Below are 16574 nucleotides of genomic sequence, written 5' to 3'. Positions count from 1 at the left end.
CGGCGGCGCGCCCCGACCGGGCACGCCGCCGGCCGACACAGACGGGTTCAGTCATGACAGCGACACCACCGCGCCACTCACCCCCCACCCCCACCCCCACCCCCGCTCCTGTCTCCACCCCCGCCCATGCCGCCGGACGCGTGCGGTACGCGCCCCACCCGCACCGGGCACGCCCGGCCCTGCTGGCCGGCGAGGACGAGGCCGCCTTCGACCCCCATGTGATCCGCGGCATCGACTGACGGCAGGTCAGCAAGAAGACAGCGGGCGCGGACCGACCCCACCGGTCCGCGCCGCACGACGTGGAATCCGCCGACTCAGCGAGAGGCACCGAGGTACATCGACATGGCAATGCCTGATCAGGGCGGGCTGGAACGCCCCTCGCGCGCGGTCGCCGTCATCGGGATCGGCTGCCGCTTCCCCGGCGCGGACGGACCGCAGGCCTTCTGGCGGCTGCTGCGCGACGGCGGCGACGCGGTCACCGGCCGGCGGCACGGCCGCGGCCCGGAGCGCGGCGGATTCCTCGACCGGGTCGACGGCTTCGACCCCGCCTTCTTCGGCGTCCCGCCGCGCGAGGCCCTCGCCATGGACCCGCAGCAGCGGCTCGCCCTCGAACTGGCCTGGGAGGCCCTGGAGGACGCCAGGACCCTGCCGGGCGACCTCCGGGGCAGCCGGACCGGCGTCTTCCTCGGAGTGATCGCCGACGACTACGCCAAGCTCCTGCACGACGCCGGCCCCGACGCGGTGACCGGCCACACCCTGACCGGCCTGCAGCGCGGCGTGACCGCCAACCGGATCTCGTACACCCTGGGCCTGAACGGCCCGAGCCTGGTGGTGGACACCGGCCAGTCCTCGTCCCTCGCCGCCGTCCACCTGGCCTGCGCCAGCCTGCGCAACGGCGAGTCCGAACTGGCCCTGGCCGGCGGGGTGAACCTGATCCTCGCACCCCAGAGCACCCTGGCCCTGGAACGGGCCGGGGCCCTGTCGGCCGACGGCCGCTGCTTCACCTTCGACGCGCGCGCGAACGGCTACGCACGGGGCGAGGGCGGCGGGATCGTCGTCCTCAAGCCGCTGGAGGCCGCCCTGCGGGACGGCGACCGCGTCCACGCCGTCATCCGCGGCAGCGCCCTCAACAACGACGGCGCGACCGAGACCCTCTCCACGCCGGGCCGGGCCGCCCAGGAACGGGTGATCCTCGACGCCTGCGCCGACGCGGGCGTCGCACCCGCGGAGGTCGCGTACGTCGAACTGCACGGCACCGGAACCCGCGTCGGCGATCCGGTCGAGGCCGCCGCGCTCGGCGCGGCCCTGGGCCCCTCCCGTACGCGGGACACCCCGCTTCTGGTCGGGTCGGTGAAGACGAACATCGGCCACCTGGAGGGCGCGGCCGGGATCGCCGGCCTCATCAAGGCCGTCCTGTGCGTCGGCGCCCGCGAACTCGTCCCCACCCTGAACCACTCCGGCCCCGGCGACCGCATCCCGCTCGACGAACTGCGGCTGCGGGTCACCACCGAGGCCCGGCCCTGGCCGTCGCCGGACGGGCCCCTCATCGCCGGGGTCAGCTCGTTCGGGATCGGCGGGACCAACTGCCACGTGATCCTCTCCGACCCGCCGGACACAAACACAGACACAAACACCGACACGGACACGGGGACGGACGCCGCCACGGACACGGTGCTGCCCTGGGTCCTGTCGGGGCGCGACGAGGCCGCGTTGCGGGACCAGGCCGCACGGCTGCGCGCCCACGTGGCGGCACGTCCGGAGCTCGGCGCGGCCGCGGTGGGCCGGTCGCTGGCCCTCACCCGCACCACGTTCGCCCACCGCGCCGTGATCGTCGCGGACGGCCGCGACGGCTTCCTCGCCGAACTGGAGGGCCGGCCGGCCGGCCGGCCGTCGGCGGCCGTCGTGGAGGGCCGCCACGAGGGGCCGCCGGTCCGGCCGGTCTTCGTCTTCCCCGGCCAGGGCTCGCAGTGGGCCGGCATGGCCGCCGAACTGCTGGACACCGAACCGGTCTTCGCCGCCCGCCTCCACGCCTGCGCGGACGCCCTGCGCCCGTACACGCACTGGTCGCCGGCCGACGTCCTGCGAGAAGTCCCCGGCGCGCCGCCCCTGACGGCCGACGAGGTGGTCCAGCCCGTCCTGTGGGCGGTGATGGTGTCGCTGGCCGAGCTGTGGCGGTCGGCCGGGGTGGAACCCGCCGCCGTGATCGGCCACTCCCAGGGCGAGATCGCCGCCGCCACCGTCGCGGGCGCCCTCTCCCTGGCGGACGGCGCGCGGATCGTGGCCCTGCGCAGCCGGATGCCGGGCCGGATCGCGGGCCGGGGCGGGATGCTGTCGGTGGAACACCCGCCCGCCCGGGTGGCGCGGGACATCGAGGCGGTCGCGCCCGCGCTGTCGGTCGCGGCGGTCAACGGCCCCGCGCACACCGTGGTCGCGGGACCGGTCGCCGCGCTCGACGCGCTGGCCGCCCACTACGGGCCGCAGGTCCGCACCCGGCGGATCCCGGTCGACTACGCCTCGCACAGCGCGGACGTCGACGTCCTGCGGGAGGAACTGCTCGCCGCCCTCGACGGGATCGCCCCGGGCCCCGCCGGCGTGCCCTTCGTCTCGACCGTCACCGCCGAACCGGTCGACACCGCCTCCCTGGGACCCGCCTACTGGTTCCGCAACCTGCGCGAACCCGTGCGGTTCGGACCGGCCGTCGAGAAGCTGCTGGACGAGGGCCACTCGACGTTCCTGGAGATCAGCCCGCACCCCGTGCTGACGACGGCTGTCCGCGGGGCGATCGACCTGCGCGGCGGGGGCGGCGCCGCGCTGGGCACGCTCCGCCGCGACCACGGCGGCCGGCGCCGGTTCCTCACCGCGGCCGCCGATGCCTTCACGCACGGCGTCGCCGTCGACTGGGCCGCGCTGCTGCCCCCTTCCGCCCCCCTGGCCGACCTGCCCACCTACCCCTTCCAGCGCCGCTCCTTCTGGCCCGCCGGGCTGCCCGACACCACCGGGGAGACACCGGACGGGCCCCCGGCCCCGGCCCCGGCCGCGCCTTCGGCCCCGGCCGGGGACCCGCGGGCGGTGCGCGAACTGGTCCGCAGCCTCACCGCCGTCGTGCTCGGCGCCGGCCCGGCCGCCGACGTCCCGCCCGGCCTGACCTTCCGGGAACTGGGCCTGGACTCGGCCATGACGCTCGAACTGCGCGACCGGCTGTCGACCGCGACCGGGCTCAGGCTGGAGAGCACCTTCCTGTACGACCACCCCAGCCCGGCCGCCGCGGCCACCGCGATCGCCGAGGCCGGCGGGGAGGAGCCGGCCCCGGCGGCCGTACCGGAGCGGACCGGCCCCGCCCGCACCCCCGGCGCCCCGCCCGACGATCCGCACGACGACCCCGTCGTCATCGTCGGCATGGCCTGCCGCTTCCCCGGCGGAGTGGGATCCCCCGACGACCTGTGGGACCTGGTCGCCGCCGGCACCGACGCCATCGGCGACTTCCCCGGCGACCGCGGCTGGGACCTGGCGGCCCTCCACCACCCGGACCCGCAGCGGCCCGGGACCTCCTACGCACGCCAGGGCGGCTTCCTGCGGGACGCGGCCGGCTTCGACGCGGAGTTCTTCGGCATCAGCCCGCGCGAGGCGCTCGCCATGGACCCGCAGCAGCGGCTCCTCCTGGAAGTCGCCTGGGAGGCGCTGGAACGCGCCGGGATCGACCCCGCGACGCTGCGGGGAAGCCGCACGGGGGTGTTCGCCGGGGCCATGCACTCCGGGTACGGGCCGAGCATGCAGACCGCCGGACCCGGCGTCGCGGGCCACCTGCTGACCGGCACCAGCGTCAGCGTGGTCTCCGGCCGGATCGCCTACGTCCTCGGCCTCAACGGGCCCGCGCTGACCGTCGACACCGCCTGCTCGGCGTCGCTGGTCGCACTGCACCAGGCGGTGCGGGCCGTACGCGGGGGAGAGTGCACGCTCGCCCTGGCCGGAGGGGTCACCGTCATGGCGACCCCCGGCATGTTCGTGGAACTCTCCCGGCAGCGGGTGCTGGCCGCCGACGGCCGCTGCAAGGCCTTCTCCGCCCGCGCCGACGGCACCGGCTGGGCCGAGGGCGCGGGCATGCTCGTCGTCGAACGCCTCTCGGACGCCCGCCGCCACGGCCACCCCGTCCTCGCGGTGGTCGCCGGCAGCGCCGTCAACTCCGACGGCGCCTCCAACGGGCTCTCCGCACCGAGCGGCACCGCCCAGCAGCGCGTCATCGCCGACGCCCTGGCCGACGCCGGCCTCACCCCCCGCCAGGTCGACGCCGTGGAGGCGCACGGCACGGGCACCGCGCTCGGCGACCCGATCGAGGCCAACGCCCTGCTCGCCGCCTACGGGCACGACCGCGACCGGCCGCTGTGGCTCGGCTCCCTCAAGTCCAACATCGGCCACGCCCAGGCGGCGGCGGGCGTCGGCGGCGTCATCAAGACGGTCCAGGCCCTCCGGCACGCGACCCTGCCCGCCACCCTGCACGCCGACGAACCCTCCCCGCACGTGGACTGGGACTCCGGCGCGGTGGCCCTGCTCGACCGCTCCCGCCCCTGGCCCCAGACCGGCGCCCCGCGCCGCGCCGGCGTCTCCTCGTTCGGGATCAGCGGCACCAACGCGCACGTGATCCTGGCCGAACCGCCCCCCGCGCCCGAACCCGCCGACGAGCCGGCCCGGCCGCCCGTGGTCCCCCTCGTCCTCTCGGCCCGGACCCCGGACGCCCTGCGGGAGCAGGCCCGAAGGCTGGCCGACGCACCCCACGACCCGATCGGCGCGGCACCCGCCCTCACCACCAGGACCCCCTTCGAGGAACGCGCCGTGGTGATCGCCGCCGACCGGCGGGAGGCCGGCCGGGCCCTGGACGCGCTGGCCCGCGGCCAGGAGGCCCCCGGCCTGGTCACCGGCCGGGCCGGCGAACCCGGCAGGACCGTGCTGGTCTTCCCCGGCCAGGGCGGCCAGTGGCCGGGCATGGCGGCGGAACTCGCCGCCGAGAGCCCCGTCTTCGCCGCCCGCCTGGCCGCCTGCGAACGCGCCCTCGCCCCGTACGTCGACTGGTCGCTCACCGACGTCCTGGGCAGCGCGACCCCGCTCGACCGGGTCGACGTCGTCCAGCCCGCGCTGTGGGCCGTGATGGTGTCGCTGGCCGGGCTGTGGCGGTCGGCCGGCCTCGTCCCGGACGCCGTGATCGGCCACTCCCAGGGCGAGATCGCCGCCGCCGTCGTCGCCGGGGCGCTCTCCCTGCAGGACGGCGCCCGCGCCATCGCGCTGCGCAGCGCCACCGCCGTCGACCTGATCGGCCGGGGGAGCATGGCGGTGGTCCCGCTGCCCGCCCGGCACGTACGGCAACGCCTCGGCACCCTCCTCGACGTCGCCGCCGTCAACGGACCGGCCACCACCGTCGTCGCCGGCCCCCCCGAGGCGGTCGCCGCACTGGTCGACGGCTACCGCGCCGAGGGCGTCGACGCCCGCGTCGTCCCGGCGGCCTTCGCCTCGCACAGCCCCGCCGTCGAACCGGTCCGCGAACGGATCCTCACCGAACTGGCGCCGCTGACACCGCGTACCGGAGAGATCCCGATGATGTCCTCCGTCACCGCCGACTGGCAGGAGGGCGGCGCGCTCGACGCGTCGTACTGGTACCGCAACCTGCGCCACCCGGTCCGCTTCCAGGACGCGGCCCAGGCGCTCGTCGCCTCCGGCCACACCACCTTCGTGGAGGTCGGCCCGCACCCGGTCCTCTCCGGCGCCCTCGGCCAGATCCTCGAAGAGGCCAAAACCGACGGGATCGTGACCGCCTCGCTGCGCCGCGACGACGGCGGCCTGCGCCGCTTCCTCACCTCCGCCGCCGAGGCCCACGTCCGGGGCCTGCCCCTCGCGTGGGAACGGCTCACCGGACCGGCCACCGGACCGGCCGCGGCCCCCGCCGGCCTCCCCACCTACCCCTTCCGGCACCGCCGTCACTGGCTCACGCCCACGACCGGGCCCTCGGACACCGCCGACCTCGGCCAGGCGCCGGCCGGCCACCCCCTGCTCGGGGCGGCCGTCGACCTCGGCGACGACGAGACGGTGTTCACCGGCCGGCTCTCCGCCCGCACCCATCCCTGGCTGGCCGACCACACCTTCGCCGGCACGGTCGTCGTGCCGGGCACCGCGCTCCTGGAGATGGCCCTGCACGCCGGCGCGGAGGCCGGTACGGCACGCGTCGAGGAACTGACGCTCTCCGCGCCCCTGGAACTCCCGGCGGACGGCGCCGTCGACCTGCGGGTGCGGGTGACGGCCCAGGACGCCGACGGGCTGCGCGCCTGCCGGATATCGGGCCGGACGGCCGGCGGCACATGGACCGCACACGCCCACGGCACCCTCGGACCCGACCGGGCGACGACACCGGCCGGACCCGACGCGGTGACGACACCGGCTCCCACCGACCGGCCGTCCGACGCGACGTGGCCGCCCGCCGGGGCGGCACCGGTGCCGGTGACGCGCGTGTACGAGGACCTCGAGCTGCGCGGGCACGGGCACGGGCCGGTCTTCCAGGGCCTCCGGGCCGCCTGGCGGCACGACGCGGAGCGGTTCGCCGAGGCCGTCCTGCCCGAACCGGAGGCCCGGAACGCCGCCTCCTACCGCCTCCACCCCGCCCTGCTCGACGCGTCCCTGCACGCCCTGGCCGCCGAGGAGCTCGCCCGCCGGGGCCGGCCCGTGCGGCCGCTGCGCTGGCGCGGGGTCCGCCTGCTCGGCACGGGCGGCCACACGTCGCTGCGGACGCACGCGGGGCCCGCCGCGGACGGCGGAACCACCCTGACCCTGCTCGACGCCGACGGGCGGCCCGCGGCCCTCGTCGACGCGCTGGAACTGTGCCCGGTCGAGGCGGCCCCCGCCGTGGACCCCGCCACCGCCGCGCGCGACTCCTGCTTCGTCCCGGACTGGGAACCGCTGTCCGCACCGCCCGCCGCCGCGAGGGCCGGTCACGCGCCGGTGCCGTGGGACGCGTTCGAACCGGACGCGCCGCCCGCGGCGGCACGGCCGGCCGGGCCCGCCGTCGTGGCCTGCCCGGGCGGCGCGGCCGCGTCCGACGTGCCGGCGGCGGCCAGGGACGCGGTGCGCCGCACCCGGGACCTGCTCGCCCGGTGGCTCGCCGGGGACCGGCCCGCCGAGGACCGCCTGGTCCTGGTCACCCGGGGGGCCGTCGCGGCCCGGCCCGGCGAGACCGTCACCGACCTCGCGCAGGCGGCGGTCTGGGGCCTGGTGCGGACGGCGCAGGTCGAACACCCGGGCCGGTTCGTCCTGGTCGACCTCGGCCCGGACACCACCGCCGTCCCGGCCGCGGCGACGGCCTCGGACGAACACCAGCTGGCGGTCCGCGACGGCACGGTCCTGGTGCCCCGCCTCAAGGCCGCCGCCGGCGGCCCCGTACTGCCGCTGCCCGGGGACGCGCCCGCCTGGCGCCTGGACATCCCCCGACGCGGCACCCTGGACGCCCTGGAGATCCGGCCGTGCCCCCAGGCCGCCGCCGAACCCGGCCCCGGCCGGGTCCGGATCGCGGTCCGCGCCGCCGGGCTCAACTTCCACGACGTCCTCGGCGCGCTCGACATGCACCCCGGCGACCCCGGCCCGCTCGGCCTGGAGGGCGCGGGCGTGGTGACCGCGACCGGCCCCGGCGTCACCGGCCTGGCCGTCGGCGACCGGGTGATGGGCCTGTTCTCCGGCGCGTTCGCCACCGTGGCCCACGCCGACCACCGCACCCTCGTCAAGATCCCCGACGGCTGGTCGTTCACCCAGGCCGCCGCGGTGCCCGTCACCCACCTGACCGCCCTGCACGCCCTGACCGAACTCGGCGGGACGGCCGCGGGCGACCCCGTCCTGATCCACGCCGGGGCGGGCGGCGTCGGCACGGCCGCGATCCAGCTCGCCCGGCACCTGGGCGCCGACGTCCACGCGACCGCGAGCCCCGCCAAGTGGCCCGCGCTGCGCGCCCTCGGCCTGACCGACGACCGGATCGCCTCCTCCCGCGAACCCGGCTTCGCCACCCGCTTCGGCGCCGGCGGCCGGCGCATGGCGCTCGTCCTGAACTCCCTGACCGGCGAGCTGCTCGACGAGTCGCTGCGGCTGCTGCGGCCCGGCGGCCTCCTGGTCGAACTGGGCAGGACCGACCCGCGGGACCCCGCCGAAGTGGCCTCGACGCACCCCGGCGCGCGCTACCGGCCCTGCGACCTCCTCCAGTTGCCGCCCGAGCACCTCGGCCGCCTCCTGAACCGGGTGGTCGAACTGTTCGCCGAGGGAGCCTTCACCCGGCCCGCCGTCACCGACCTGGACGTCCGGCGCGCGCCCGAGGCCTTCGGGCTGCTGCGGCAGGGCACCCACGTCGGCAAGGTCGTCCTCACCCTCCCGCCGGTCCTCGACCCGGACGGCACCGTCCTGATCACCGGCGGCACCGGCGCCATCGGCCGGGCCCTCGCCCGCCACCTGGTCACCGGCCACGGCGCACGACGGCTCCTGCTGGCCTCCCGCCGCGGCGGCGACGCGCCCGGCGCCGCCGGCCTGGCCGCCGACCTGACCGGCCTCGGCGCCGAGGTGCGCTTCGCGGCCCTGGACGTCGCCGACCGGCAGGCCGTCGCCGCGCTGATCGACACCGTCCCCGCACGGCACCCGCTGACCGCGGTGGTCCACGTCGCCGGCGTGGCCGACGACGCCCCGGTCACCACACTGACCCCCGGCCGGATCGACCGGGTCATGCGGGCCAAGGCCGACGCGGCCTGGCACCTGCACGAACTGACCGCGGGCCACCCGCTGACCGCGTTCGTCCTGGCCTCCTCGGTCATGGGCACGCTCGGCGGGGCGGGCCAGGGCGGCTACACCGCCGCCAACGCCTTCCTCGACGGGCTCGCCCGCCACCGCCGCACCCGTGGCCTGCCCGCCCTCGCGCTGGCCTGGGGCCTGTGGGACGACCCGGACGGCATGATGGGCGCCCTCACCGACGCCGACCGCGCCCGCTTCGCCCGGGCCGGCCTGGTGCCGATGGCCCCCGACCACGGCCTGGCCCTGCTGGAGGCGGCGCTGCTGTCCCCGCACGCCGTCCTGGCCCCCGCCAGGTTCGACCGCGAGGCCCTGCGCGACCTGGCGGCCGACCTCCCGCCGGTGCTCCGCGAGGTGGCGGCCGGCGGCCCGGCCCGGCCCGGAGACGAGCCCGCACGGCGGCCGCGGCCGCTGCGGGAGGAGCTCACCGGCCTGACCGCCGCCGAACGGGCGGAGGTCCTGGCCGACCTGGTCCGCACCCACATGGCCGCCGTCCTCGGCACCCGGCCCGAGAAGATCGCGGACGACCGGCCGTTCGGCGAGCTCGGACTCGACTCGCTCACCTCGGTCGAGTTCCGCAACCGCCTGGGCGCCGCGACCGGCCTCAAGCTCCCCGTCACCCTCCTGTTCGAGGCCCCCACGCTGCCGGAGGTCGTCGCCGTCCTCGACGCGGAACTCGCCCCGCGCGAGCAGCCCCCGGCCCCCAAGACCTTCGAGGACTCCGGGGACACGGCGGCAGCGCAGGCAGAGCAGGCGGCGCAGGCGGCGCAGGCGGCGGAGGTGGCGGCACTCGTCGAGGCCGCGACCGCCGACGAACTCCTCGACTTCATCGACCGCGAGCTCTCCGGCTCCTGACCCCCCACGAAGGACCGATCCGTCATGGCATCAGAAACGGACGAGAGGCTGCTCGCCTCCCTCAAGCGCCTCACCCTCGACCTGCACCGGACGCGCCGGCGGCTGCGCGAGCTGGAGGACGGCGACCGGGAGCCGATCGCGATCGTCGGCATGGCGTGCCGGTACCCGGGCGGGACCGACTCGCCCGCCGCCCTGTGGCGGCTGCTCGCCGAGGGCGGCGAGACCGTCGGCCCCTTCCCCCGCGACCGGGGCTGGCAGGACGGCCTGTACGACCCCGACGGCGGCGGCCGGAGCCTGACCGGCGCGGGCGGCTTCCTGCGCGGCGCGGCCGACTTCGACGCGGCCTTCTTCGGCATCAGCCCCCGCGAGGCCCTCGCCATGGACCCGCAGCAGCGGCTGCTCCTGGAGACCGCCTGGCGGGCCTTCGAGGACGCCGGGATCGACCCGCGGTCCGTACGCGACACCGAGACCGGCGTCTTCGCCGGACTGTCCTGCCAGGACTACGGGCAGGCGGACGTAGACGTCCCCGAGGAGGCCGAGGGCTTCCTGACCACCGGGACGGCCGGCGGCGTCGCCTCCGGCCGGATCTCCTACGCGCTCGGCCTGCGCGGCCCGGCCCTCACCGTGGACACGGCCTGCTCGTCCTCGCTGGTCGCGCTGCACCTGGCCGTCCAGTCCCTGCGCCGCGGCGAGTGCGCCATGGCGCTGGCGGGCGGCGCGACCATCATGTCCACGCCCCGGCTGTTCACCGAGTTCACCCGCATGCGAGGCCTGTCGCCGGACGGCAGGTCCCGCCCCTTCTCGGCCGCCGCCTCCGGCAGCGGCCTCTCCGAGGGCGCGGGCATGCTCCTGGTGGAACGCCTGTCGGACGCCCGGCGCCTGGGCCACCGGGTCCTGGCCGTGGTACGCGGCAGCGCGGTCAACCAGGACGGCGCCGGCCACGGCCTCACCGCGCCCAACGGCGCCGCGCAACAGCGGGTCCTCCGGCAGGCGCTGAAGGACGCCCGCCTCGAACCCGGCGACATCCAGGTGGTGGAGGCGGGCAGCACCGGCACCCCGCTCGGCGACCCGATCGAGGCCCGCGCCCTGCTCGCCGTCTACGGGCCCGGCCGCGACCGGCCGCTGCGGCTCGGCTCGGTGAAGTCCAACCTCGGCCACACCCAGGCGGCCGGCGGCGTCGCCGGCGTCATCAAGACGGTCCTGTCGATGCGGTACGGCACCCTCCCCGCCACCCTCCACGTGGCGGAGCCCACCCCGCACGTCGACTGGTCGGCGGGCGTCGAGCTCGTCGCCCGGCAGACCGCGTGGCCCGAGACGTCCGGGCCGCGCCGCGCGGCGGTCTCCTCCCAGGGCATCAGCGGCACCAACGCCCACGTCATCCTGGAGGAGCCCCCCGCCGACCCCGACCGGACCCCGCCCGCCGACGCGCCCGGCCGGCCACGCCTGCTGACCCTGTCAGCCAGGACCCCGGCGGCCCTCGCCGAACTCACCGCGCGTTACACCGAGTTGCTCGCCGAAGCCGAAGCCGAAGCCGAAGCCGAAGCCGAAGCCGAAGCCGAAGCCGAAGCCGAAGCCGAAGCCGAAGCCGAAGCCGAAGCCGAAGCCGGTGCCGGTGCCGGAGCCGGAGCCGGCGCAGGGCCCGCCGCCGAGTCCGCCGACGCCATCGAGTCCGCCGGCGGTGACTCGCTCGCGGCGATCTGCCGGACCACGAGCCTGGGACGGGCGCACTTCCCGCACCGGCTCACGGCCGTCGCCTCCTCGCGCGCCGAACTGCGCGACCTCCTCGCCCGGACGCGCCCGGACGAGGAGCCGCCGCCCGGCGTCCGCGCCGGCGTCCGGCCCCCGAAGGCGGACCGGGGCCCGGTCCTCCTCGTCACCGGCCTCCCGGAGCCGCGGTACGCCGACGCGCTCGCCGCACTGGCCGACACCGAGCCCGCCTTCCACGACGCCCTGGCGCGGTGCGCCGAGGCGGGCGCCGGCCGGCTCTCGCCGTTCGCCCTCACGTACGCGCTCGCCGAACTGTGGCGGTCGTGGGGCGTGGAGCCCGCCGCCGTCCTCGGCCACGGCGCCGGCGAGCCGGTCGCCGCCTGCCTGCGGGGGGAGTCGAGCCTGGAGGACGCCTGGCGGGCGGCGACGGCCCGGCCCGCGGCGGACACCACCGGGCCGGAACGGTTCACCGACGCGGTCGCCGCGCTCCTGCGCGACGGACACCGCGGCCTCGTGGAACTGGGGCCCGCCTCGCCGGTCCTCGACCGGCTCCGGGCGACCGCGCCCACCGCCTTCCTGCCGTCGCTGCGTGAGGGGCAGGACGCCCGCCGCACCCTCCTCGACGGCCTCGGCGCCCTCTACACCCAAGGCGCGCGGATCGACTGGGCCCGGGTGCACGGCGAGCCCGACGGCCCGCCCGCGACCCTGCCGGGACACCCCTTCCACCGCGAGCGGTACTGGCTCCCGACGGGCACCGGCCGCGGCGACCGCGCACCGGCCCCCCACGGGCCGCTCGTCGCCCAGGTCCGCCTCGTGGGCCCCGACGGCACCCCCGTGGCCCTCGCCGACGGCGTACGCCTCGAAGCCGCGCCCGCCACGGCCCCGCCGGAGCGGACCGCCGAGCCCGCCCCCGTACGAGACACCGCCCCCGCCGACGTCGCCGAGGCGGTGGCCGGCATCGTCGGCCGGGCGCGCGGCGCGGCCGTCACCGGCGACGAACTGCACCTGCCGCTGCGGAACCTGGGCGTCGACTCGCTGATCGCCATGGACATCCGGCAGTCCCTCGCCCGCCGGCTCGGCGCCGACATCCCCCTGCGCAGCCTCCTGGACGGCCGGAGCACCGACGAGCTCACCCACGCCGTCCGGACGGCACGCGACGACACGCACCGGGCCGGGGAGCCCGCCCCGACACCGCCCGCCGCGCCGCCGAACGCCCCGGCACCGGCCGCCGACCCCGCGGCCCGGTACGAGCCCTTCCCCCTCACCGCCCTCCAACAGGCCTACCTGGTCGGCCGGACCGACGCCTTCGAACTCGGCGGCGTCCCCACCTCCTTCCTCGTCGAGATCGACCTCGACGACACCGACACCGACCGGCTCGCCACCGCCTTCCGGCACCTGATCGACCGGCACGACATGCTCCGCGCGGTCGTCTGCGAGGACGGCCGGCAGCGGGTGCTCCCCGAAGTCCCCGCGTACCGGATCGCGACGGTCGACCTGCGGACGTGCGACGAGACCGAACGGGCCCGCCGCCTCGCCGAGATCCACCAGGAGATGCGCCACCAGACCTTCGACACCGCACTCTGGCCGCTGTTCGACGTCCGGGCGACCCTCCTCGACGCGCGCACCACCCGACTGCACCTCACCTTCGACGCGCTGATCATCGACGGCCGCAGCTCCGCACTGCTGTTCCGGGAATGGGCCGAGACCTACCGCACCGGCGCGCCCGCCGCGCCCGCCCCGGCCGTCACCTACCGCGACTACGTACTGGCCGCCGCCCAGGAGGACACCGCACGGCGCGACGCGTCCCTCGCCTACTGGCAGGGCCGCCTCGCCGACCTGCCGCCCGCCCCCGCCCTGCCGCTGCGCCCGGGCCCCGCACCCCGCCGGCCGGTCTTCACCCACCGCACGGCCCGGATCGACCCCGGCGCCTGGCAGCGGTTCAAGGACCACGCCACCGCGGCGGGCGCCTCCCCCTCGGCGGCCCTGTGCGCCGCGTACGCGCAGGTCCTCGCCGCCTGGAGCGCCTCGCCGCGCTTCACGCTCAACGTGCTGGCCTTCCACCGCCGGCCCGTGCACGAGGACGCCGGCCGGATCGTCGGAAACCTCAGCGCGACCACCCTGCTGGAGGTCGACGCCGCCCCCGCCGAGGCCTTCGCCTCCGGCGCCGCACGGCTGCAGGACCAGCTCCTGGCCGACCTCGAACACGGGCACGTCAGCGGCGTCGAGGTGCTGCGCGAACTCAACCGCACCCGGGGCGGCACCGGCCTCGCGAGCATGCCGGTGGTCTTCACCAGCACCCTCGGCTTCTCGGAGCAGGGCGCCGGCGCGCTCACCGCGCTCACCGCCCTCGGCACCGCCGGCCGACCGGTCTCCAGCTCGGTGCGGACGCCGCAGGTGTGGCTCGACCACCAGGCCCTGGAGGAGGACGGGGAACTGGTCCTCAACTGGGACGTGGTGGAGGAGATGTTCCCCGACGGCGTCGTCGACGGCATGTGGGACGCCTACCTGGAACTGGTGCGGGACCTGTGCGGCGAGACGGCCTGGCGCCGCCCGCCGTCCGTGTTGGTGCCGGCCGCCGACCTGGAGGCCCGGCGGGCGGCCAACGCCACGGACGGCCCCCTCCCCGCCGGGCTGCTGCACGACGGGTTCCTGCGGCAGGCCGCGGCCCGGCCCCACGCGCCCGCCGTCATCACCGCCTCCCGGACCCTCACCTACGGCGAGGCGCACCGCCGCTCCGACCGGATCGCCCACTGGCTGGCCCACCACGGCGCGGGCCCGGGCACGCTCGTCGGCATCGTGATGGACAAGGGCTGGGAGCAGGTCGTCGCGGCCCTCGGCACCCTCAAGGCCGGCGCCGCCTACGTGCCGCTCGACGCCACCATGCCCCGCCGACGGCTCCACGCCGTCATGGAGGCCGCCGGCATACGGCTGGTCCTGACCCGGACGCGGGACGCGGACGGCCCCGGCCTCCCGGACGGCACCCGCACGCTGCGCGTCGACACCGAACCGGCCGGCGGGGGAGCGGACACCCCGCCGCCGCCCTGCCCGGCCGGGCCCGGCGACCTCGCCTACGTCATCTTCACCTCGGGCTCCACCGGCACCCCCAAGGGCGTGATGATCGAGCACGCCGCCGCGCTCAACACGATCCAGGACGTCAACGACCGGTTCGGCGTCACCGCCGACGACCGGGTCCTGGCCCTGTCCGCGCTCCACTTCGACCTCTCGGTCTACGACGTGTTCGGCCCGCTCGCGGCCGGCGGCGCCGTCGTCCTGCCCGACGCGGCGGCGCAGCGGGAACCGGCCGTCTGGCGGGAGCTGATCGACCGGCACCGGGTGACGATCTGGAACAGCGTCCCCGCCCTGATGGACATGTTCGTCGAACACCTACGGGCCCTCGGCGGCCCCCCGTCGCTGCGCCTGGTGATGCTGAGCGGCGACTGGATCCCGGTCACCCTCCCCGGCGCCATCGCCTCGGCGCTGCCGAACGCCCGGACCTGGAGCCTGGGCGGCGCGACCGAGGCGTCCATCTGGTCCATCCAGCACCCGATCACCCGCGTGGACCCGCAGTGGACGAGCATCCCCTACGGCACCCCCCTGCGGAACCAGAAGTTCCACGTCCTGGACGAGACGCTGCGGCCCCGCCCGGCCCTCGTCCCCGGCGACCTGTACATCTCCGGCGCCGGCCTGGCCCGCGGCTACCTCGGCGACGAGGCGAAGACCCGCGCGGCCTTCCTCCGCCACCCGGTCACCGGGGAGCGGCTCTACCGGACCGGTGACCTCGGCCGCCACCTGCCCGACGGGACCATCGAGTTCCTGGGCCGCGCGGACACCCAGGTCAAGATCCGCGGCCACCGCATCGAACTCGGCGAGATCGAGGCGGCACTGCTGCGCCGGCCCGACGTCCGCGCCGCGGTCGTGACGGCCGAGGGCGAACGCGGCGGCCCCCGCCGGCTCGTCGCCCACGCCGTGTCGGACACCCCCGAGGACGCGCTGCGCGAGGCGCTCCGCGAGGAACTGCCCGGCTACATGATCCCCGCCCGCGTCGTCCTGATGGACGAACTCCCGCTGACCGGCAACGGCAAGGTGGACCGCGGCCGGCTGCCCTCCCCCCACCAGACGGCGCAGGGCCCGGCGGAGCCCGTCGCCCCGCGCGACGCGACCGAACGGCTCCTCGCCGGCATCTGGGCGGACTTCTTCCCGCCCGCCGGCGGACCCGTCGACGTCACCGCGGACTTCTTCGACCTCGGCGGCGACTCCCTGCTCGCGGTACGGCTCATGGCCCGCGTCCGGCAGCGCACCGGCCGGTCGCTCCCGGTGGCCACACTGCTCGCCCGGCCGACCGTCGCGGCGCTCGCCGAGGCGCTGCGCGAGCGGCCCGACGACACGGACCGGACGGCCCTGGTCACGATCCGGGACGGCGGGACCCGCCCGCCGCTCGTCCTCGTCCACCCGGTCGGCGGCGACGTCCTGTGCTACGCGCCGCTCGCCGCCCTCCTCGACGACGACCAGCCGCTCCACGCCCTGCAGTACCCCGACCCCGACCCCGACTCCGGCCCCGTGCCGCACACCGTCACCGGCCTCGCCGCGCACTACGCCGACCTGCTCACCGCCCGTTTCCCCAAGGGCCCGTACCGGCTCGGCGGCTGGTCCATGGGCGGCGTGATCGCCCTGGAGACCGCCCGCCTGCTCACCGAGCGGGGCAGGACGGTCGAACTCGTCGCGGCCGTGGACCTGCTCGAACCGCCCGGCCGCACCGAACCGCCCTCCGACACGGCGCTCCTCGCCCGCTTCGCCCGCGACCTGGCCGGCCTCGCGGGAAGCGACTGGGCCCCTGACCCGGCCGACCTCGAACCCGCGGACGGCAGGTCCCCGATCGGCGAACTCCTCGTCCGGGCCCGGGCCGCCGCCGTCCTTCCCGAGGACGTCGACACCCCCACCCTGGAACGGCTCGCGGCCCGCTTCCTGCGCCTCAGCCGCGCCCTGGCCGACCACGAACCCACCCCGTACCGGGGCAGGGTCCGGCTCCTGCGCGCCATGGACGGCTCCGCCACCGGCACCACCCGCCGGTGGCTGGAGCTCCTCGGCGACCGCGCCGAGAGCGTCGACGTTCCCGGCGACCACTACAGCGTCATGCGTCCCCCGAACCTCCGGACCCTGGCCGGCGAACTCGACAAGGCGCTGGGCGACCTGTGACCCGCACCCACCGACAGCACGGG

General features: G+C 77.1%; 3 protein-coding genes. All 3 read left to right on the top strand.

All coding sequences use genetic code 11. The features are described 5' to 3' along the window. Nucleotides 1-53: 53 nt before the first annotated feature. Nucleotides 54-239 (top strand): hypothetical protein, encoded by a 186-nt coding sequence (locus ACFYUS_RS34175; protein ID WP_388861218.1) that lies wholly within the window; start codon nucleotides 54-56, stop codon nucleotides 237-239. 103 nt (nucleotides 240-342) lie between these two features. Beyond that, nucleotides 343-9651 carry a type I polyketide synthase gene (locus ACFYUS_RS34170; RefSeq protein ID WP_388861215.1) on the top strand — a complete coding sequence of 3103 codons (9309 nt, stop codon included), beginning with the start codon at nucleotides 343-345 and terminating at the stop codon, nucleotides 9649-9651. 24 nt (nucleotides 9652-9675) lie between these two features. Beyond that, entirely contained in the window at nucleotides 9676-16551 is a 6876-nt protein-coding gene (locus ACFYUS_RS34165; protein ID WP_388861212.1) for an amino acid adenylation domain-containing protein, read from the top strand. The last annotated feature ends 23 nt before the right edge of the window (nucleotides 16552-16574 follow it).

Origin of the sequence: Streptomyces sp. NPDC004284 (assembly GCF_042874035.1) — a bacterium.
GTDB lineage: Bacteria > Actinomycetota > Actinomycetes > Streptomycetales > Streptomycetaceae > Streptomyces.
Note: the sequence above shows the minus strand (reverse complement) of the source record. Positions and strands in the feature narration are given on the sequence as shown.

Bases quoted from the DNA above. Each gene is read 5' to 3' on its own strand.
- ACFYUS_RS34175 (WP_388861218.1), top strand. From the start codon at position 54: ATGACAGCGACACCACCGCGCCACTCACCCCCCACCCCCACCCCCACC.
- ACFYUS_RS34170 (WP_388861215.1), top strand. From the start codon at position 343: ATGGCAATGCCTGATCAGGGCGGGCTGGAACGCCCCTCGCGCGCGGTC.
- ACFYUS_RS34165 (WP_388861212.1), top strand. From the start codon at position 9,676: ATGGCATCAGAAACGGACGAGAGGCTGCTCGCCTCCCTCAAGCGCCTC.